The sequence below is a fragment of the Pseudomonas sp. GW460-LB5 genome, from assembly GCF_059423245.1.
In genome coordinates this window covers 1-20,039 of sequence record NZ_JBWKXT010000015.1, presented here as the reverse complement: position 1 = coordinate 20,039, position 20,039 = coordinate 1, and the positions used below count along the sequence as shown (strand labels likewise).

Sequence of the window (20,039 nt, the reverse complement as noted above, 5' to 3'; positions counted from 1 at the left end):
TCCTTGATCGGCAGCCCTGTGCGCCCTGCCCCGCTGGCTCAGGCGCAAGGCTTGGGAGGGGTTCAGGCAGAGGCGGCGCGCGGCGATTCGGCGCTGAAGTCGCGGCTGGCCTGGACCAGCATGCGGGTGTAGTCATGACGGGCGAGGTCCTGGCTCAACGCTTGGCTGTCGAGGCGCTCGACGATGCGCCCTTGCTGCATCACCGCGACCTTGTCGCACAGGTGGCTGACCACCCCCAGGTCGTGGGTCACCATCAGGTAGGTGAGCTTCTCGCGCTGGCGCAGGTCTGCCAGCAGGTTGAGGATTTCCGCCTGCACCGAGACATCCAGCGCCGAGGTCGGCTCATCCAGCAGTAACACACGCGGCTCGAGGATCAGCGCGCGGGCAATCGCCACGCGCTGGCGCTGCCCGCCTGACAACTGGTGCGGATAGCGGTAGCGGAAGCTGTCATTGAGGCCGACCTTGACCAGGATGTCGTTGATCCGGTCGTCGCGATCAGCCATGCCGTGAATGGTCAGCGGCTCGCGCAAGGCAGTGTCGATGGTGTGCCGCGGGTGCAACGAGCCGTACGGGTCCTGGAAGACCATCTGCACCTTGCGAAAGTGCTCCTTGGGCAGCTTGTGCTGCAACGCACCGCCGGCAATGCTCAGCGCCCCGCTCCAGTGCCGGTACTGGCCGGCCAGGCAGCGCAGCACGGTGGTCTTGCCGGAGCCCGACTCGCCGACCAGGCCGAACGACTCGCCGTCCTCGACGGTCAGGTCGACGTGGTGCAGCACCTGGTTGAGTGTGGCGCCAACGCCGAAGCTCAGGTTCAGTGATTGTGCTTGGATCATGGACATGTCAGTTACCTCAGCAGGTGAGCCAGAGCGGGTCGCGTTGCAGCACCGGCAAGCGCGGGCGGCGGTTGTCCATGCTCGGCAAGGCCGCCAGCAGGCCACGGGTATACGGGTGTTCGGCATATTGCAGGTCGCACGCGGCGAGCGACTCGACCACCCGCCCGGCGTACATCACCAACACCCGGTCACAGTAGTTGCGCACCAGGTTGAGGTCGTGGCTGACGAAGATCAGCCCCATCTGCTGCTCGACCACCAGCTCTTCGAGCACGTTGAGCACCTGCTGGCGCACCGACACGTCGAGTGCCGAGGTCGGCTCGTCGGCGATGATCACCTCCGGGTTGGTGATGACCATCATGGCGATCATGATGCGCTGGCCCATGCCGCCGCTGACTTCATGCGGGTACAGGTTGTAGACGCGTTTCGGGTCGCGGATATGGACCTTTTCCAGCATCAGCATGACCCGCTCGCGTGCCTCGCTGCGGCTGGCCTTGTGGTGCGCCAGGTACGCCTCGGCGATCTGGTCGCCAACCTTGACCACCGGGTTGAGCGAGTACTTGGGGTCTTGCATGATCATCGAGATGCGCTGGCCACGGATCTTCTGCATGGCCTTTTCGCTGGCGCTGAGCAGGTCGACATCGCCGAACTGCAGGGCCTTGGCGGTGATCTGCGTGCTGCCGGGGTGCAGCTTGAGCAAGCTGCGCCCGACCGTCGACTTGCCCGAGCCGGACTCGCCGACGATGGCCAGTTTTTCCCGGCCAAGGGTGAACGACACATCGCGCACCGCGTGCATTTCTTTCTTGCCGTTGACGAAGCGTACGTTGAGCGCTTCGACGTTGAGTTTGAGCGACGACATAAAGCCTCCAGTTACTCGCTACGCGGGTCGAGAATGTCCCGCAGGCCATCGCCCAGCAGGTTGAACGCCAGGCTCACCAGCATGATCGCCGCACCCGGTACCGCCACCAGCCACCAACATTCGAGCATGTAGCGTCGACCGGTGGAGATCATCGCGCCCCACTCCGGCAGCGGCGCCTGTGCGCCAAGGCCGAGGAAGCCCAGCGCCGCGGCGGTGAGGATGATCCCGGCCATGTTCATGGTCAGGCGGATGATCACCGACGACAGGCACATCGGCACAATGTGACGCAGGATGATGCGCGTCGACGAGGCGCCCTGCAGCTCGACCGCGACAACGAAGTCGGCCTTGCGCAGCGACAGGGTTTCAGCCCTTGCCAGCCGTGCGATCGGTGGCCACGAGGTCAGCGCGATAGCGACCACGGCATGCTCTAGGCCAGGGCCAAGGGCAGCGATGAACGCCAGTGCCAGGACCAGGCTGGGGAACGAGATGAAGATGTCGGTGATGCGCATGAACACCGTGTCGACGATGCCGCCGTAGTAGCCCGACACAGTGCCGATGAACAGCCCGATCGGTCCGACGATAACGGTCACCAGGGTAATGATGTAGAGGGTGATGCGTGAGCCGTAGACCAACCGGCTGAAGATGTCGCGGCCGTATTCGTCGGTGCCGAACCAGTGCGCGGCACCGGGGGCCTGCAGGGCATTGGCGAGGTTCTGCACCACCGGGTCATGGGTGGCGATCCACGGGGCAAAGGTGGCGACCACGATCAGCAGCACGGCCACCAGCAGCCCGGCCAGGGTCATGGGGTTGCGCAACAGGTGGCGCAGCACCCGCAGGCTGCTTTTGTAAAAGGCGTCGAGGCTGGAAGCCGGCGTGGTGTCGGCCTGCGGCTTGGCGCTTGCTTGGGTAGAAGACATGTTGGCAATCATCGGCATGTTCTCGGTGTGAAATCATGGCCGCCCGGAGCGCCCGCTGGCGCCCCCGGACAGGTTCAGCGTTGCTTGTAGACGCCCAGGTAACGGGTCGCCTCGGCGTCATCGCCGGTAAAGCCCTTGACGTCCACCGCGCTCACCGCGGTGTCGGTCATCTGCGAGAGCATCATGATCGGCCCGACCTGCTGGTCGTAGCGCTGCTGGGCCTGGTGGTACAGGCTCACGCGCTTGGCGGCGTCACGCTCGACGCCCGCCTGGTCGATCAGCGCATTGAGCTGTTGATCGAAGAACGACGCGCGCCAGCCCTGGAAGTTGGGCAGGCCCGCACTGTCGCTGTTGTCCGGGTTGTAGACAAAGGTGCGCAGGCTGAAGTACGGGTGCGGGTAGCGCTCGGCACCGCGCGCGACGATCATCTCGAAGTTGCGCGCGCGCATCGCGCCATACACCTGGTTGCCGGTGCCGGTGACGATGCTGGCCTTGATCCCGCCTTCGGCGAGCGTCGACTGCATGCGCGCGGCGATGTCGATGAACGGCGGCTCGGACAAGGTCCGGATGGTGGTGGTGAAGCCTTGCGGGTAGCCGGCTTCGGCCAGCAACGCCTTGGCCTTGGCGACATCCATCTTGTAGCCTGGGTCCGGCAGGCGGGCGTCGAGGCCAAGCTGCATCGGCTGCTGGTTGAGCATGCCGTAGTGCGGCATGACTTGCTCGTCGATGCCTTTGTAGTCGATCAGGTTGCGCACTGCTTCGCGGACTTTCTGGTTGGCGAATTCGGGCTGCTTCATGCTCATCGCCACGTAGTACATGGTGCCGCGCTGCAGCGGTTGCACCTGCAGCTTGGGCGAGCGCTCGATGGCCTTGATGTCTGGCGCGGCCATGCCGTAGACCAGGTCGAGGTCACCGCGCTCGAGCATCAGCCTGAGTGATTGCGACTCGGTCATGTGCCGCACCAGCACCCGCTTCATTTTTGCAGGGCCCGCCCAGTAGCCGTCGAAGCGGGTCATCACCAAGGCGTCGTTGGCGCTCCACTTGGTCAGGGTGAACGGGCCGCTGCCGGCCTCGTTGGTGACTAGCCAGGCGGCGCCCAGGTCGCCGTCCTTCTCGTGCTTCAAGGCTTCCTGGCGGTCGACGATGACCGCGCTGGGCGAGATTGCCAGCGAGTCGATCAGCAGCAGCGGGTCGGCGGGCTGTGGCAGCTCGACCACCAGGGTGTGCGGGTCAGTGGCGCGGATCAGCCCCTGAATGTTGTCGACGCTGTAGCCGTAGGCCTTCCAGGTGGTGGCCAGGCCGAAGTTGAGTTTCATCACGCGGTACAGCGACCAGGCCACGTCTTCGGCGGTGAGCGGGTTGCCGGAATGGAACTTGACGTCGCTGCGCAGGTGGAAGGTGACCTGCTTGCCGTCTTCGCTGATCTCCCAGCGTTCGGCCAACTGTGGCAGGTGTTTTTCCGGGTTGCCCTGGTCGCGCTTGACCAGCGTGTCATACAGGTTGGCGTTGACCCCGGAGGCATCCAGGCCCGGGGCGTTGGCCGGGTCGATGGAAAACAGGTTGACCATGCTCATGCCGACGATCAACTGGTCGGCGGGGGTCTTGGCCTGCACGGCGGCCATCGGCCCCAGTGCCAGCATCGCACCCAGCAGGCTCAGGCGCAGGATCGGAAGTACAGTTTTCATGTGGCTGTCCTTGTTTTTATAGTCATGCACTGTGTTCGCGCTGGCCGCGCGGGGCTTAACGGGTCCTTGGGTCGAACACCTTGTACAGGGCGTCGCTGATCAGGTTCAGGGCGACGAAGATCAGCCCGATCACCAGCACACAGCCCATCACCGCGTTCATGTCACCGAGCATCAGGCTGCTGGTCAGGTACTGACCAAAACCGGGCCAGGCAAACACCGTTTCGATCAGTACCGCGCCTTCGAGCAGCGAGCCGTAGGTCAAAGCGACCACCGTCAGCAGCTGCACGAGGATGTTGCGAAACGCATGGCCCCAGACCACCTGGCGGCGCGACAGGCCCTTGACCCGGGCGGTGATGATGTATTCCTGGGACAGCTGTTCGAGCATGAAGCTGCGGGTCATGCGGCTGATGTAGGCGACCGAGTTGAGGCCCAGGATCAGCCCCGGCAGGACGATGTGCCGCAGCGCGCTGGTGAAGGCTTCCCAATCGCCGGCCAAGGCTGTGTCGATCAGCAACAGGCCAGTGATGTCCGGCACCATGCCGTCGTAGGCGAGGTCGATGCGCCCTGCCCCGCCGGCCCAGCCGAGCCAGGCGTAGAACACCAGCAGCCCCATCATGCCGACCCAGAAGATCGGCGTGGAGTAACCAAACAGGGTGATCACCCGTGCCACATGGTCGCCAAGGCGGCCCTGGTTACTGGCCGCGACCACGCCCAGTGGCAAGCCGATGACGATGCCGAAGAGGATCGCCAGGGTGGCCAACTCGATGGTCGCCGGGAACACCCGCTTGATGTCGTCCAGCACCGGGTGGCCGGTCAGCAGGGCGTTGCCGAAATCACCGTGGAGCAGGTCGTTGAGGTACAGCCCGAACTGCACCCAGATCGGCTGGTCCAGGCCCATCGCCCGGTACACCTGGTCGTAGGTAGAGCTGTCGGCGTCCGGACCGACCACGGCCAGCACCGGGTCCAGCGGCATCACCCGGCCAATGAAGAAGGTCAGCGCCAACAGACCGAGCAGGGTCACCAGGACCGTGCTGGCCCGGCGGGCAGTGCCAGACACGCGCGTGCCCAGCACAGAGGCAGTCGAAACTAACATAACAGGCTCCTGAAAATGCGTTCAGCCAACACCGAGGCGTTCGGGGCGCGCACGCCCCGCTCCCGCTCATCGCGACTTGTAGACGTCTTTGTAGCGGGTGGTGGCCGCACTGTGGGTCTGGTAATCCTGAACATCGTGGTAGACCACCACGGTGTCGGTCATCTGCGACACCGGCAGGATCGCGCCGACCTGCGCGTCCAGGGTCTTCTGGATCTGCTGGTACTGGGCCAGTTGCCTGGTCTTGTCAGGCTCGACTTCGGCCTGCTCGATCAGCGCGTTCAACTCGGGGCTGTAGAACGACGTGCGCCAGCCCTGGAAGTTGCTCAGCTTGGCTTCGTCGCGGTTGTCCGGGTTGTACACCAGGGTCCGCAGGCTCGAATGCGGATGACGCTCGGCCCCGCCACCGCCGCGGCCGACCAGGATGTCGAAGCTGCGTTCGCGCATGGCGCCGTAGATCTGGTTGCCGGTGCCGGTGACGATGGTCGCCTGGATGCCGGCCTGGGCCAGGGTCGCCTGCAGGCTGGAGGCGATGTTGATGAATGGCGGCTCAGTGAGCACGCGGATGGTGGTTTTGAATCCATTCGGGTAACCGGCTTCAGTCAGCAGTTTTTTCGCCTCGGCGACGTTCAGGGTGTAGCCCGGATCGTCCAGCCGTGCCGGCAGGCCGAGCGGCAATGGGCGCTGGTTGAGCTGGCCGTAGTGCGGCATGACGGTCTGGTTGATGCCTTGGTAGTCGATCAGCGAACGCATCGCGCGGCGCACACGGGCGTCATCGTAGGGCTTGTTCTTGACGCTCAGGGCAACGTAGTAGAGGGTCCCGCGCTGCACGGTCTGGGTGCGCACCTTGTCGGACTTCTCCAGGGCTTCGATGTCGGGTGCGGACATGCCCTTGGCCAGGTCCAGGTCACCGCGCTCGACCATCAGGCGCAGCGACTGCGACTCAGTCATGTTGCGCATGACGATGCGCTTGAGCTTGGCCGGGCCACCCCAGTAACCGTCGTAGCGGCTCATCAGGATCACATCGTTGGCGCGCCAGTCATTGAGGATGAACGGGCCGCTTCCGGCGGCGTGTGTAGTCAGCCAGGCGCCGCCCATGTCGTCGCCCTTCTGGTGTTGCTGAACCACTTTGCGGTCGAGGATGAAGGCACTGGGCGAGGTCGCCAGGGTGTTGAGCACCAACATCGGGTCGGTTGGCCGCGGCAGCTCGAGGACAAAGGTGTGCTCGTCGGCGGCGCGCAGGTACTGGGCGGCGTTGCCGGCGGTGAAGCCGTAAGCCTTCCATGTCGAGGCCAGGGCCAGATTGAGCTTGAGCACGCGCTGCAACGACCAGGCGACGTCTTCGGCAGTCAGCGGGTTGCCCGACTGGAAGGTCACGCCGGGGCGCAGCGTGAAGGTCAGGGTCTTGCGGTCGTCGCTGACCTGCCAGCTTTGCGCCAGAGCCGGTACCAGCTGGTCCGGCTGCTTGACGTCCTGCACCAGCAGCATGTCGTAGAGGTTGGCATTGACCTCTGAGACATCCAGGCCGGTGGCGGCGGCCGGGTCGAGCGACAGCAGGTTGATCATGCTCATGCCGACGATCAACTGGTCGGCGGGGGTCTTGGCGAAAGCGGCAGGTACCGACGTCATCGCCAGCGATGCGGCCAGGACCCCCGCCCAGAATTTGGGGAGAACGCTCATGTGAGATAGCCTTTTTATAGTTATTGGACTCTCGGGCGGCACGCACCAAGGCGTGCCGCCATGCACGAATCAGAAGCTCTGCAGCGTGTTGGTCTCGACGTAGTCGAAGTCGATCTCCTCCCCCAGGCCTGGCAGGTCGGAGAGGTGCACGAAGCCGTCTTCATCCATCGGGTCGACCAGGCGCTTGAGGTAGGCCGGTACTTCGTCATAGTTGAGGAACGGGTGCAGCAGGCCGCGCTCGTACCAGGTGCAGTTCTTGATCGCGCCGACCACCGCCAGGTTGGCCGCGCCGTTGCCGTGGATCTCGCAATCCATGCCAAACGCTTCGGCCATGTGCGCGACCTTCAGGCACGGGGCGATACCGCCGACCCCGGCAACGCCGGCGCGCAGGATGTCACAGACATCGTTCTTGACCCAACTGGCGCGGCTCAGGTGTTTGCCACCGAGGCTTTCCGGGCCCAGCACGGGGATGTCCAACTGGGCGGCCAGCCACGCGTAGGACTCGGCCGAGTCTTCCATCATCGGCTCTTCGAACCAGGCGAAATTCAGCTTCTCCAGCGCACGGCCGACGGTCAGCGCTTCGGTGCGGCTGTACCAGTGATAGCCGTCGATCATCAGCGCGATGTCGGGGCCGACCGCTTCACGTACGGCGGCGCAGGCCTTGATGTCCATGCTCACGCTCGGGGCGAACGACACCGGCGGCATCCAGGTGTGCAGCTTGATCGCCTTGTAGCCGCGCTTGACCAGGGTCTCGGCGAAGCGGCCGTATTCTTCAGGGGTCGACAGGCCGCCCGGCAGCTCGTCACCGCACATGGTCGAACCGTAAGCCGGGACCTTGTCGCGGTAGCCACCGATGAGCTTGTGCACCGGCACCTTGAGCTTGCGCCCGGCCCAGTCCCACAGGGCCTGTTCGACCAGTGCCAGGGCGCGGTCGGTGAGCTGGCTTGCGCTGCCGCGTTGCCAGTGCGCCAGGTCGTGCCAGATTTTTTCGCGGTCGAAGGCATTGGCGCCGACCAGCACCTTGCGCACGAAGCCATCCAGCACGTACGGGCGGATCAGCTCGGGAGCGCCGAAGGCGAAGCCTTCGTTGCCGCACTCAGTCTTGATTCGCAGCAAGGCCATCTTGGCCTGGGTCACGTCGCCCGGATGGGCATGGCCGGCGCTGTCTACAGCGCGGCGCGTGGGGTAGGAAAACACCTGGACGTTTACAGCAGTAATGATCATGGACGTCTGAGCCTTCTTATTGGATTTGTGGCGGGTGAGTCACGCTCTGGGGGCAATCCTACGTCATCATACAACATTTGAAAAGCATCACTTCAAACCGACGAAATAGTCGTGAATAGCCTGCTAAACCCCACCATGTGATCCCCATCACAAAGCACAACAAAAGCCATAACTACTGATTTAGAGCCTTCGATTAAGGTGATCAGACAACATTTCAATATTTCGTAGACAGCCCCCTGGTCGTACGATAACTTATTTGAAAAATCACGGAGCGCCCCACCCACCTCATCCCGATCACACGCCTCATCACGTCCTCAACAAAAACAAAAAAAGAGATCGCATGAACAACACACTTCGCCGCCTTATCGCCGCCAGTACCCTCGGCTTGTCGTTCTACGCCTGCGCGGACTCCGCCAGCATCAACTACCGGCATGGGTACACCGAAGACGACAGCATTCACTCCGACCGGATAAAGCTGAGCTACCGCAAGGACAGCGGCCTGGGGTTTGCCGCAGAAATCAAATACAAAACTGCCGGCGACCGCGAAGACGTCGCCTACGACAACATGGTCAACAACGGCCATGAGTTCACCGTGGACTACAACTACAAGATGAGCCCCCGGTCGACCTGGACCCCCGCCTTCCAGATGGACAGTTCCAAGGACGCAACCACCTACAAGTTCGGCTTGAAGTACAACTACAAGCTCAGCGACACCTGGTACGTCGCCACCCGCGTACGCCACGACGCACGCAGCCTCGACCGGGATCAGGTCGACCACAGCAAAGCGGACCGCGCCAAGGACAACCAGAACACCACCCGCCTTGAAGGCTGGCTCGGCTACACCCCCAGCGGCCCGTGGGCATTCGAATACCAGTACATCCACTTCACCACCGACTACATCCGTTACGACAACAAGAAGCGCGACTACGAGCAGAACCTGATCATCAAGTACAAGCTCAACAAACAGTGGGCGCCATTCATGGAAGTGGGTGACATCAAGGTCAACAGCTACACGGACGATCGCCAGGCCCGTTGGCGCCTGGGTATCCAGTACAACTTCCTGTAAGGGCAACCGCCCGACCATGCCGGTGTCGTTGCACCACGGCACCCTCATGCAGTTTCAGCAAAAGGCATCCGACAATGACCACGACCAACCGCAAACCCTTCAACCGCCTGCTGCTCACCGGCGCCGCCGGCGGGCTCGGGCAAGTGCTTCGCCAAGCACTGCAAGCACACGCCAACATCGTGCGCGTATCAGACATCAGCCCCATGGCAGCGGCTGCGGGCGAGCATGAGCAAGTCATCAACTGCGACCTGGCCGACAAGGCCGGCGTATTGGCCCTGGCCGAGGATGTGGACGCCATCGTGCACCTGGGCGGCATCTCCACCGAGCGTGCCTTCGAAGAGATTCTGCAAGCCAACATCGTCGGCACCTTCCACATCTATGAGGCCGCCCGAAAGCACGGCATCAAGCGCGTGGTGTTCGCCAGCTCGAACCATGTCACCGGCTTTTACCCTCAAGGCGAACAGGTAGATGCGCATTCGCCGCGCCGACCAGACTGCTACTACGGGTTGTCGAAGGCCTACGGCGAAGACCTGGCCACGTTCTACTTCCACCGCTACGGCATCGAAACCGTCAGCCTGCGCATCGGCTCTTCATTCCCCGAACCACGCAATGTGCGCATGCTGTCCACCTGGCTGAGCTACGGCGACCTGGCGCATCTGGTAGATCGCGCATTGCTCGCCGAAAACGTCGGCCATACCGTGGTGTACGGTGTCTCAGCCAACCGCGACCTCTGGTGGAGCAACCGCCACGCCGCACACCTGGACTTCAATCCGAAGGACAGTGCCGAGCGCTTCCGCCCGGCCCTGGAGCAGCAGCCAAAGCCCGCTACAGATGACCCGACGGCCCACCTGCAAGGTGGCGCCTTCACCGCTGCCGGCCCTTTTGACGACTAAACCCTGATGGAGCGCGTATTTCTTCCATGACAGCCGAACTGATTACCGATGCACGCAATGCCACAGGCGAAAGCCCGGTCTGGCACCCGCAGGAAAATGCCTTGTACTGGGTAGATATATCGGCAGGCCGCCTGCACCGCTGGCAACCAGACGGCCAGACACATCACTGGGCCGCAGACGAAATGCTCGGCTGCATCGTCCGTAGCCACCAAGGCCACTGGCTTGGGGCCATGGAGAGCGGGATCTTTCACCTCACCCCCCAGGCTGACGGTCGCCTGGTTGTCGACAAGCGCACCAGCGTCGAACACGCGAGGCCCGGCATGCGTTTCAATGACGGACGTTGTGACCGCCAGGGGCGCTTTTGGGCCGGTACGATGCAAACAAACATGGGCGCCGAGCCGGTGGGTGCGCTTTACCGATATGACGCAACGGCGGACGCAACGGTAAAGCCAATGCAAGCACGACTGGACGAGCTGATCGTGCCCAACGGCATGGCGTTCAGCCCGGACGGCAAAACACTGTATGTCTCCGACTCGCACCCCAGCGTTCAGCTGATCTGGGCCTTCGACTACGACATCGACAGCGGCACACCGCACAACCGCCGAATATTCGTCGACATGAACCAGCACCCCGGCCGACCGGACGGGGCTGCGGTAGATGCCGAGGGTTGCTACTGGATTTGCGCGATCGATGCCGGTCAGGTACTGCGCTTTACCCCCGAAGGGAAGCTGGATCGCGCCCTGCCGCTACCGGTAAAGAAACCGACCATGTGCGCATTCGGCGGCCCGCAGCTGGATACGCTGTTCGTGACGTCGATTCGCCCACAAGGCATCGACCTGAGCGACCAGCCCCTGGCCGGCGGCGTGTTCGCGCTCAACCCCGGCGTAAAGGGCTTGCCGGAGCCGATTGCCGGGGGCTGAAGCCTGGGCCGGTATTGGCTGCCACCAGGGGTATGCTCAATAAGCAGCCTTGCTGGGCATCCCCCTGCGACCTGCCCCAAGGCAAGTGACTGCAAAGGCAATCACCAACGCCCCGGTACCCAACAGGAAAATCAGCTGCTGGTTGGAGCCCTCCACCAGCATGGCGATCAGCGCCGGCGTCACCGCTGCCGCCCCCATCAACGTGATGCTGACCAGCGGTGTGAGCTTGCCAGTCGGGTCGTTGGTGGTAATCAGCGCCATGTAGTACGACAACGACAGCACCCAACCAAAGTTGATCAGCAACAACGCAACGAACAGCTGCATTGGCGTGCGGGTATGCCCCGTAAGCATGGCGATGGAAATGAACACCGCCACCAGCCCTACGGCGATCATCAACTGGCGATTGACCCGCGCCCCCAGCAGGCTAGGCAGCCCCGCCCCGGGCAAACCACCCAGGGCCGACAGGCCGAATGCCCAGCCGATATCGACGCCGCTGATGCCCTGGTCTCGCGCCAACTGGTCGATGAAGCCCCATACGCAGTAGATGGCGATCTGCATGAACAGCATGCCCACCAGCGCAGTGCGCCCCGTGCGCGCCGAACCACCCTGGGCAGGTGAGGCTTCGCCACTGGCCAGCAACGCCGCCGGGCGACGCGGTAGCACCAGGCTGGCGCCGCAGATGAGCAAGTACCACAGGCCGAACGCGCACAAGGCGGTCACCGTGCCACTCTGCGCGGCCAGCAGCGGCAACCCTGCGGAAAACAACGAGTACTCGGGCGTTTGCAGCAACAGCATCAACCCGAACGAACGGTCCTGGTTGGGCAAGCGGCCCAGCGTGGACACCGCATAGGCATACACCAGCCCCGCACAGGTGCCGGCCGCCAGGCGCACGATCAGCAGCACGGTGTTGGTGGTGGCAAAGGCGGTCGCGATGCTCAATGCCACGCACAGCGCGCCAACGAACAGGCACAGGCTGCGCCCGCCATGGCGCTTCATCAGCACCGGGCAAAGCAAGGTGCCCAGGGTCATGCCGATCATCTCGACCGACACCACCCAGCCCTGCTGATCGAGTGACAGGCTCAGCTGCTCTGTGACCAAACCCATGAAGATGGGTTGTACGCCACAGACGATGAAGGAAGTACAGGCGATGAAAATCAGCGCGGCACGCAGCAGCTTGGAATCTTGCGTCATGGGGACCCCGACACGGCATTTGTTTTTATTGTGTGTGGCGACCTGCCCGAAAGGCGCCGTAGCTGGCGGCGAGGCGGGTCTCGGTGGCAATCGTGGGCCGACATTGCGGGCTTTGAAAGTTAATTATCGGCATCCACGTCAGTGGGCTTTTTAATACAGGTCAGCATCCCCTGCCTGCATCCAGAAATGCACTGCACCCGATCCTGATAATTAATTGGAGACAGGCCCGCATCCCCCCTACCGTGGTCCGTCACCCAAGCCTCCGTAAAAAAGGCCCGATCATGAACGACCGTGAGTTCATCAACGCTATCGATGCCGATGGCAAGCCCCTGCACATTGCCGTAACCAACGGCCGCATCACCCACATCGGCCCGCAACGCGCCAGCACCCCAGCCCGTGAAACCATCGACCTCGAAGGCCTGCTGGTGCTGCCAGGCTTTGTCGATGGCCACATTCACCTGGACAAGAGCTTTGTCGGCGACCGCTGGCGACCGCACCAACCCGTGGCCAGCCTGCGCGAGCGCCTGGCCGTGGAAAAACGCGAACTGGCCAGTGCCCCACCCATCGTCGAGCGCGCCGATGCGCTGATGTGCCAAGCTGCCTCGTTCGGCACCCTGGCGATGCGCTGCCACGTGGACGTAGACGCCACCACCGGCCTGAGCAACCTGCACGCCATGCTCCAAGCCCGGGACAAGTGGAAAGACCTGCTCGACATCGAGCTGGTGGCCTTCCCTCAGGCCGGTGTGGTGACCTGCCCCGGTACGGCTGAAGTGATGGAAGCGGCCATCCGCGAAGGCGTGCAGGTGGTCGGCGGCATCGACCCCACCACACTGGATGGCGACGCCGACGCCCAACTGGACATCGTGTTCGGTATCGCCGAGCGCCATGGCGTGAAGGTTGATATCCACCTGCACGAACCCGGCGACATCTGCATCGCTCAGCTCCAACGCATCGCTGCGCGCACCCAGGCACTGGGCATGCAAGGCCTGGTGGCGGTCAGCCACGCCTATGGCCTGGGCGACGTATCCGATGCTGTTGTCGACCGCACGGCCGAAGTGCTGGCCGGCGCAGGCATCTCCATCATGACCAACGCCCCCGGCGAACATGCGTTTCCACCCGTACTGCGCCTGCGTGACGGCGGCGTGCGGGTATTTACCGGCAACGACAACATCCAGGACGCCTGGTGGCCCTACGGCAATGGCGACATGCTGCAAAGGGCCATGCTGGTCAGCTACCGCTCGGGCTTCAATACCGATGAGGAGCTGCGGGTTGCGCTGGAAATGGCGACCGAAGCCAGTGCCGGGGTGATGGGCAAGCAGGACTATGGGTTGAAGGTTGGTAACGAGGCCAGCTTCGTTCTGTTCAGGGCACCGAATGCTGCTGCGGCGGTGGCAGCGGCCATTCATGAACGGGTGATCGTGCGCCACGGCGCGTTCTGGGGCAGGCCTGCACAGTTGCAGTTGAAGGCTGCGCAGTTCGCCACGGAAATCCACCGTTAAAACCCCTGGCAGAGCACAGATTTTAAGCCCTGCGCGCCCCCTTGTGGGAGCGGGCAAGCCCGCGAAGCAGGCGGCGCGGTGGATGGCACGGGCTTCGCCCGTGTTCGCGGGCATGCCCGCTCCCACAGTGATCGCGAAAGCTTTCAGATGTGAGCAAGACAGTTGCTCCCACAAAGTACGCGACTCGGTTTCAGACTTTGCACTCTGAGCGAAGGCGCATGCTTACTCCGCCTCAGCCCGCAAGATCCCGATCAGAATTTCAGCCAGCGCCATGACCATAGGGTCCGCCGTAGGCCGATGAAAAATCGCCGCCTCGAACACCTTGATAGGCTTGAACCCCTGCTCCGCCCCGAGCACTCGATGCCCACCCGTCACTACCCGCGACGGCAACAGGCTAACCCCTAACCCGTTAGCCACCGCCTCCTGAATCCCCGCCAGGCTCGAACTGGTAAAAGCGATCCGCCAACTGCGCCCCATTGCCTCGACGGCACCGATCATGTCATCCCGGTACAACCCGCGTGGCGGAAAGGTCACCAGCGGAATCGGGTCCTGGGCAAAACACGGGTACTGCGCACTGTCGATCCATTCGATGCGCTCCGGCTGGCACGCATTGGCCTCACGGCTGTGGCGCCGCTGCTTGATCAGCACCAGGTCCAGCTCGCCACGGTCATAGGTGCTCATCAAGTCCCGGCTAAGCCCTCCGGTAATTTCCAGTTTTACCGTCGGGTTGCGGCGGTTGAACGCCGCCAGCGCCTGCATCGTCTTGCCCGCGACAAAATCGTCCGGCAGGCCGATGCGCACGGTCACCGTCACCCCGCCCGACATGGCTTCGGTCAACTGGCTGCTCACCGCCAGCAAGTGCCGCGCATACCCCAGCAGGGTTTCCCCCGCATCGGTCGGGTGCACCTCGCGGTTGCTGCGGTCGAGCAGCTGCTGGCCGACCATTTCCTCCAGCCGGCGCACCTTCTGGCTGACCGTGGACTGGGTGGAGTGCAGGCGCGCGGCAGCGGTGGTGAAACTGCCGCAGTCGGCCACCATGACCACGGTGCGGAGCATGTCCAGGTCATAGATGGCGCGGTTGGGTTTGATGGAGTCTGGCATTTGACGGGTTCAGCTTTCTGGATGGGGCTGGGTACATGATGCCTGAAGCTGGAGTGCATGATGCATTGCCCGAGGGCACGGCATGCCTTGTACGCATGCACGAACCGTTTCGCGCACCCGATCTTGTGCTCAAGCTGCAGCGGCCCCCTTACCCTCACCGCTGACCTCGAACTGCCCTACCAGCTTCTGCAGCTTGCCAGCATCCACCCGCACCTTCTGCGCGCTGCTCTGCAGCACCACCGCGGTCTGCTGCATCTCGCTGGAGGACTGGTTGACCTGCTCGATGGTCTTGCCATATTCCACGCTTCGCCGGTTGAGCTGCTGGATGATGGCGAACATGCTTTCCACGGCCTGGTGCAGTTGGACGTTCTCGGACGAGGCGTCTTCGGCAAGGCGCAGGCTGTTGTCCACGTCCTGTACGCCCTGCTCCATGAAACTGACGGCCTGGCGGGTTTCGCCCTGTAGGCTCTCGACCATGTGGCGAATGTCTTCGGCCGCGCGCGCGGTTCGCGCGGCCAGGCTGCGCACCTCGTCGGCCACCACCGCAAAACCACGACCATGCTCGCCGGCGCGCGCCGCCTCGATGGCGGCATTGAGCGCCAGCAGGTTGGTCTGGTTGGTGATGTCGCTGATCAGCCCGGTGATGTTGTCGATCTCGACCATGCGGCTGTCAAGCCGCTGCACGCTGGATGACGAGCGCGCCACCACATCGCGAATGGACTGGGTGCCTGCCTGCACCGCCAGAAACTGCTCGCGGGCACGGCTGACCACCTCGTCCATGGCCTGCTTCATCTGTTCGGCGCTGACCGACGCCTGCTGCAGTTCGCCAAGCTGCTCCTCCATGATGATCATCATCTGATGCACCGCATCAGCCACATCGGAGGAGCTCACGCTGGCCGCCTGGCTGCGCCCGAGCATCATCTGGTTGGTACTGCCGACCGTGCGGCTGGCCTTGACCACCTGGCCCACCACCGCGTCCAGGCGGTCGATGAAACTGTTGATCCAGCGCGCCATGTCGCCGCTCTCGTCATTGCCCAGGGTGCTGGTGTCCAGGCGCTGACGCAGGTTGCCTTCACCCTCGGCGATGGTACGCAGCACGCCGCTCATGCCGTTAAGCCTGGCAGCCAGGCGCTTGGGCCCAAATACGCCGAACAACAGCGTGGCGCCGAGCATGCTCAGGCCCAGAACAACATCGTTCAGCCCTTGCGCCAGGCCGGCATAGTGCTGCACCAGGTAGTTGCAGCCGAACAACCCGGCCATGGTCGCCACATAGGGTTTCATCAACCCATGACTCAGCGAGCGGCGGCGGTAGACCTCCTCCAGGTCGGCTTCGCACATCATGCCCCAGCGGTCAGGCGAGCCCGGCAACTGGAACGTTACGCCCTTGCCGACCACTGGTACGTGGCGGTAATCCGAGTAACCCGGGTAGGTCACGAACAGGTTGGCACCACGCCTGATGGTTTCCCTCACCCCAGGGTGCAGTTCGCGCGTGGAGGGGTCGGTGAAGCGCAGTTCCAGTTCGGTATGGCGCTGGACCTGTACGGTGGACCAAGGCGTGTGCACTCCACTTTTGAGGTTTTCGCCGTGGGTGAAGGTGCCGTCCTCGAAGCGCGAGCGCGACAGGGCCGTGCCGGGCTGGATCGCCGGGTCGAAGCGCGACTGCGCCATGAACAGGTAGTTGTCGCCCGACTCGGCGAAAATATGCCCGGCCTCGCGCTGGATCAGGTCACCCAGAACATCGTTGGGTACCCGACCGCACAGGCAGCCAAGGACTTTACCGCCAGCCTTCACCGGCTGGTAGAACATCAGCGTCACTTCGTCGTGGAAGCGTGACGACGACGGGCCGATGCGCAGGGTCAGCGGGTCGCTGTAAGGGCCATGCAGAAAGGGCGCCTTCAGCCCTTGGGCCAGCGCTGCAGTCTGCTCGATACGTGGCGTACCACGTTGTGGCCAGGTCGAGGTGATGATGCTGCCCGCAGCATCGACGACAAACAACTCGGAAAAGTCTTCGGCCTGCGCCAGTTTGTCCCGCAGCAGCGTGCTATCGGGTTGAGCGAACCCTTGCGCGAGTTGTTCTGCAAGTTCAGCCAAATGCTCCCAGTGCTCGTTCGCCCAGTCATGCAACAAACGCATGCGGGTCTGGGCAATGGCTTCGAAGGTTTGTTCGATCTGCGGATAGCTCGCCCGGTTCAGGCGACATGCCCAGCCCATGCTGAGCTTTCCGGTTTTACCGAACCAGGGCAACCAGCCCTTCTCACTCGATGACAACGCCATCGAACCACTGGAAAGCGACATTATCTTCACCATACGCGACATCGGATGGCAATCTGATAGCAATTCGCACGCCAACGGCGGGAGCGGTGATAAATGGGGAATTCAAGTCATTGAATGCACAGCACTTGTGCAAGAAAGGTTATGCCAGGCCCTGCATGCACCAACGAGGCGCAAACCAGATGAAATCAGGCCCTTGTCCGAAATGTGACAAATAGCCACCAGAACTGCTCGCACATCGCACAACAGTTCGATAATCGCACAAATTCCGCTAAACCCCCTCTACTGTTGCCCTATCTTGCGGCACGCTATAGCGAAAGTCAGCAACCCATTTCAAGCGCTGACAGGCCTGATCGCTTCAACGCGCCGGCCAGCCCGACAACCCTACTCCAGGAACAACCAGGAGCTCGCCTTGATCAACAAAACGTACGAGTCCATCGCCAGCGCGGTGGAAGGGATCACCGACGGTTCGACCATCATGGTCGGTGGCTTCGGCACAGCCGGCATGCCGTCCGAGCTGATCGATGGCCTGATCGCAACCGGTGCCCGCGACCTGACCATTATCAGCAACAACGCCGGTAACGGCGAGATCGGCCTGGCCGCCCTGCTCATGGCGGGCAGCGTGCGCAAGGTGGTCTGCTCGTTCCCGCGCCAGTCCGACTCCTACGTGTTCGACGAACTGTACCGGGCCGGCAAGATCGAACTGGAAGTCGTACCACAAGGTAACCTGGCCGAGCGCATCCGCGCAGCAGGTTCGGGCATTGGTGCGTTTTTCTCGCCGACCGGCTACGGCACCCTGCTGGCCGAAGGCAAGGAAACCCGTGAAATCGACGGCCGCATGTACGTGCTGGAAATGCCGCTGCATGCCGACTTTGCGCTGATCAAGGCGCACAAGGGTGACCGTTGGGGCAACCTGACCTACCGCAAGGCCGCCCGTAACTTCGGCCCGATCATGGCCATGGCTGCCAAGACCGCCATCGCCCAGGTCGACCAGGTTGTCGAACTCGGTGAACTGGACCCGGAACACATCATCACCCCGGGTATCTTCGTCCAGCGCGTGGTTGCCGTTTCCGGTGCTGCCGCTTCTTCGATTGCCAACGCTGTCTGAGGCCTGCCATGACCATCACCAAAAAGCTCTCCCGCACCGAGATGGCCCAGCGCGTGGCCGCAGACATCCAGGAAGGCGCGTACGTAAACCTGGGTATCGGCGCCCCCACCCTGGTGGCCAACTACCTGGGCGACAAGGAAGTGTTCCTGCACAGCGAGAACGGCCTGCTGGGCATGGGCCCAAGCCCTGCGCCGGGCGAGGAAGACGATGACCTGATCAACGCCGGCAAGCAGCACGTGACTCTGCTGACCGGTGGCGCCTTCTTCCACCATGCCGACTCGTTCTCGATGATGCGTGGCGGCCACCTGGACATCGCCGTACTGGGCGCCTTCCAGGTGTCGGTCAAGGGCGACCTGGCCAACTGGCACACCGGCGCCGAAGGCTCGATCCCGGCTGTAGGCGGCGCGATGGACCTGGCCACCGGCGCCCGCCAGGTGTTCGTGATGATGGACCACCTGACCAAGACCGGCGAAAGCAAGCTGGTGCCCGAGTGCACCTACCCGCTGACCGGCATTGCGTGCGTCAGCCGCATCTACACCGACCTGGCCGTACTGGAAGTAACGCCTGAAGGGCTGAAAGTGGTCGAGATTTGTGCAGATATCGACTTTGACGCGTTGCAGAAGCTGAGCGGTGTGCCGCTGATCAAGTGATCTTGCGGCTTACACGATCTGTTGGCTTACGCGGACCTTTGTAGGAGCGGCCTTGTGCCGCGAAGGGGCTGCAAAGCAGCCCCAGCACCAGTTGATGTAACGCCAAAATCCGGGGGCCGCTTTGCAGCCGGACTAGCCACGCAGGCATCGCCAGAGCCCAGACTTGCCAGCGACGGTCCGACACCGCCCTAGAAATCCACCTTGCCCCGACCCGCCTTGACAGTGCTCCGCCTGGCTTTCCCTTCAAGCCGGCGGGTCTTCGAGCCGAGGGTCGGTTTGGTGGGGCGGCGTTTCTTTTCGGTCTTGCCGGCAGCGATGATCAACTCGGCAAGACGCGCCAGTGCGTCAGCACGGTTCTGCTCCTGGGTGCGGTATTGTTGGGCCTTGATGATCAATACACCGTCGCCGGTGATGCGACTGTCACGCAGCGCCAGCAGCCGCTCCTTGTAATACTCAGGCAACGATGAGGCCGGGATGTCGAAGCGCAGATGCACGGCGCTGGACACCTTGTTGACATTCTGCCCACCCGCGCCTTGCGCGCGGATGTAGGTCAGTTCGATTTCGGCATCCGGCAGATGCACGTTATTGGAGATGGTCAGCATGGTATGGCCCTTGTCATTGCCGCCATTATCACAGCCTTGGCCGCGCTCCCATAGGACAATGCACGATTCCTTGCTATCCCCACCCAAGATGATGTCTATCTGTGTCGAAAAATCAGAATTTTTCGCTTTCTTGTAGGGCATTTCCCAAAGATACTGATGCCGCCTATTTTCCGTTGCGGGTGCCCTATTGGCGCTCTAGTCTGGGCCGGTCGTTGCTCATCAGCGACACGGCTTTGACAGGCCGTAACGGTATATAGGTTCTGCGGCGCCCTCAATGGCGGCTGCGCGTGGGGCACGCTTGCGTGCGCCGGAACTTCCTATATCCGCCGGTCTGTCAACCCACGCACAGCTGCCACCTAACCTGTTTGACAGCGGGATCGGCGCAGCCTATCTGGAGATATAGGAATGTTAAAGATGGTCCCCGACCCACCCCACACCCTCCCCTCCCTCGAA

17 protein-coding genes are annotated in these 20,039 nt (G+C 62.9%); 6 read left to right on the top strand and 11 right to left on the bottom strand.

Annotated elements, in window-relative coordinates; all coding sequences use genetic code 11:
• Positions 1–62: 62 nt before the first annotated feature.
• The 7 genes from AC07XM_RS11560 to AC07XM_RS11530 all read right to left on the bottom strand — a co-directional run bounded on the left by AC07XM_RS11560 (position 63) and on the right by AC07XM_RS11530 (position 8,285).
• On the bottom strand, positions 63–839 hold the full coding sequence (locus AC07XM_RS11560; protein WP_024717436.1) for an ABC transporter ATP-binding protein: 777 nt from the start codon (positions 837–839) through the stop codon (positions 63–65).
• Between the two features lie 10 nt (positions 840–849).
• Complete coding sequence (locus AC07XM_RS11555) at positions 850–1,689, bottom strand: ABC transporter ATP-binding protein (protein WP_024717435.1); 840 nt, start codon at positions 1,687–1,689, stop codon at positions 850–852.
• Between the two features lie 11 nt (positions 1,690–1,700).
• Positions 1,701–2,618, bottom strand: coding sequence for an ABC transporter permease (locus AC07XM_RS11550; protein ID WP_023047280.1), 918 nt, complete (start codon positions 2,616–2,618; stop codon positions 1,701–1,703).
• 62 nt (positions 2,619–2,680) lie between these two features.
• Complete coding sequence (locus AC07XM_RS11545; RefSeq protein ID WP_016487990.1) at positions 2,681–4,291, bottom strand: ABC transporter substrate-binding protein; 1,611 nt, start codon at positions 4,289–4,291, stop codon at positions 2,681–2,683.
• Between the two features lie 55 nt (positions 4,292–4,346).
• The gene (locus tag AC07XM_RS11540; protein WP_016487991.1) at positions 4,347–5,384 is read right to left on the bottom strand and encodes an ABC transporter permease; all 1,038 of its coding nucleotides are present in this window, start codon (positions 5,382–5,384) and stop codon (positions 4,347–4,349) included.
• A 66-nt stretch (positions 5,385–5,450) separates the two neighbouring features.
• Complete coding sequence (locus AC07XM_RS11535) at positions 5,451–7,061, bottom strand: ABC transporter substrate-binding protein (RefSeq protein ID WP_016487992.1); 1,611 nt, start codon at positions 7,059–7,061, stop codon at positions 5,451–5,453.
• Positions 7,062–7,130: 69 nt separating this feature from the next.
• Complete coding sequence (locus AC07XM_RS11530) at positions 7,131–8,285, bottom strand: mandelate racemase family protein (RefSeq protein WP_016487993.1); 1,155 nt, start codon at positions 8,283–8,285, stop codon at positions 7,131–7,133.
• A gap of 340 nt (positions 8,286–8,625) precedes the next feature.
• Between AC07XM_RS11530 and AC07XM_RS11525 the strand changes: the two genes are divergently transcribed.
• From AC07XM_RS11525 to AC07XM_RS11515, 3 genes are all read left to right on the top strand, one after another.
• Positions 8,626–9,351 (top strand): oligogalacturonate-specific porin KdgM family protein, encoded by a 726-nt coding sequence (locus AC07XM_RS11525; protein WP_016487994.1) that lies wholly within the window; start codon positions 8,626–8,628, stop codon positions 9,349–9,351.
• 74 nt (positions 9,352–9,425) lie between these two features.
• Entirely contained in the window at positions 9,426–10,244 is an 819-nt protein-coding gene (locus AC07XM_RS11520; RefSeq protein WP_016487995.1) for an NAD-dependent epimerase/dehydratase family protein, read from the top strand.
• 26 nt (positions 10,245–10,270) lie between these two features.
• Positions 10,271–11,164, top strand: coding sequence for an SMP-30/gluconolactonase/LRE family protein (locus AC07XM_RS11515; RefSeq protein WP_016487996.1), 894 nt, complete (start codon positions 10,271–10,273; stop codon positions 11,162–11,164).
• Positions 11,165–11,200: 36 nt separating this feature from the next.
• Here the strand turns inward: AC07XM_RS11515 and AC07XM_RS11510 are convergent, their stop codons facing one another.
• Positions 11,201–12,355, bottom strand: coding sequence for an MFS transporter (locus AC07XM_RS11510; RefSeq protein ID WP_016487997.1), 1,155 nt, complete (start codon positions 12,353–12,355; stop codon positions 11,201–11,203).
• A 281-nt stretch (positions 12,356–12,636) separates the two neighbouring features.
• Between AC07XM_RS11510 and AC07XM_RS11505 the strand changes: the two genes are divergently transcribed.
• On the top strand, positions 12,637–13,854 hold the full coding sequence (locus AC07XM_RS11505) for an amidohydrolase family protein (RefSeq protein WP_016487998.1): 1,218 nt from the start codon (positions 12,637–12,639) through the stop codon (positions 13,852–13,854).
• A 222-nt stretch (positions 13,855–14,076) separates the two neighbouring features.
• Here the strand turns inward: AC07XM_RS11505 and AC07XM_RS11500 are convergent, their stop codons facing one another.
• Entirely contained in the window at positions 14,077–14,955 is an 879-nt protein-coding gene (locus AC07XM_RS11500; protein ID WP_016487999.1) for a LysR substrate-binding domain-containing protein, read from the bottom strand.
• Between the two features lie 129 nt (positions 14,956–15,084).
• Positions 15,085–15,735 carry a methyl-accepting chemotaxis protein gene (locus AC07XM_RS11495; protein ID WP_371262284.1) on the bottom strand — a complete coding sequence of 217 codons (651 nt, stop codon included), beginning with the start codon at positions 15,733–15,735 and terminating at the stop codon, positions 15,085–15,087.
• A gap of 1,903 nt (positions 15,736–17,638) precedes the next feature.
• On the opposite strand from AC07XM_RS11495, the gene AC07XM_RS11490 reads away from it, so the two are divergent.
• Positions 17,639–18,334 (top strand): 3-oxoacid CoA-transferase subunit A, encoded by a 696-nt coding sequence (locus AC07XM_RS11490; protein ID WP_016488002.1) that lies wholly within the window; start codon positions 17,639–17,641, stop codon positions 18,332–18,334.
• 8 nt (positions 18,335–18,342) lie between these two features.
• The gene (locus tag AC07XM_RS11485) at positions 18,343–18,984 is read left to right on the top strand and encodes a 3-oxoacid CoA-transferase subunit B (protein WP_102689102.1); all 642 of its coding nucleotides are present in this window, start codon (positions 18,343–18,345) and stop codon (positions 18,982–18,984) included.
• A gap of 188 nt (positions 18,985–19,172) precedes the next feature.
• Here the strand turns inward: AC07XM_RS11485 and arfB are convergent, their stop codons facing one another.
• Positions 19,173–19,586 (bottom strand): alternative ribosome rescue aminoacyl-tRNA hydrolase ArfB, encoded by a 414-nt coding sequence (arfB, locus tag AC07XM_RS11480; protein WP_102689118.1) that lies wholly within the window; start codon positions 19,584–19,586, stop codon positions 19,173–19,175.
• Positions 19,587–20,039 lie beyond the last annotated feature (453 nt).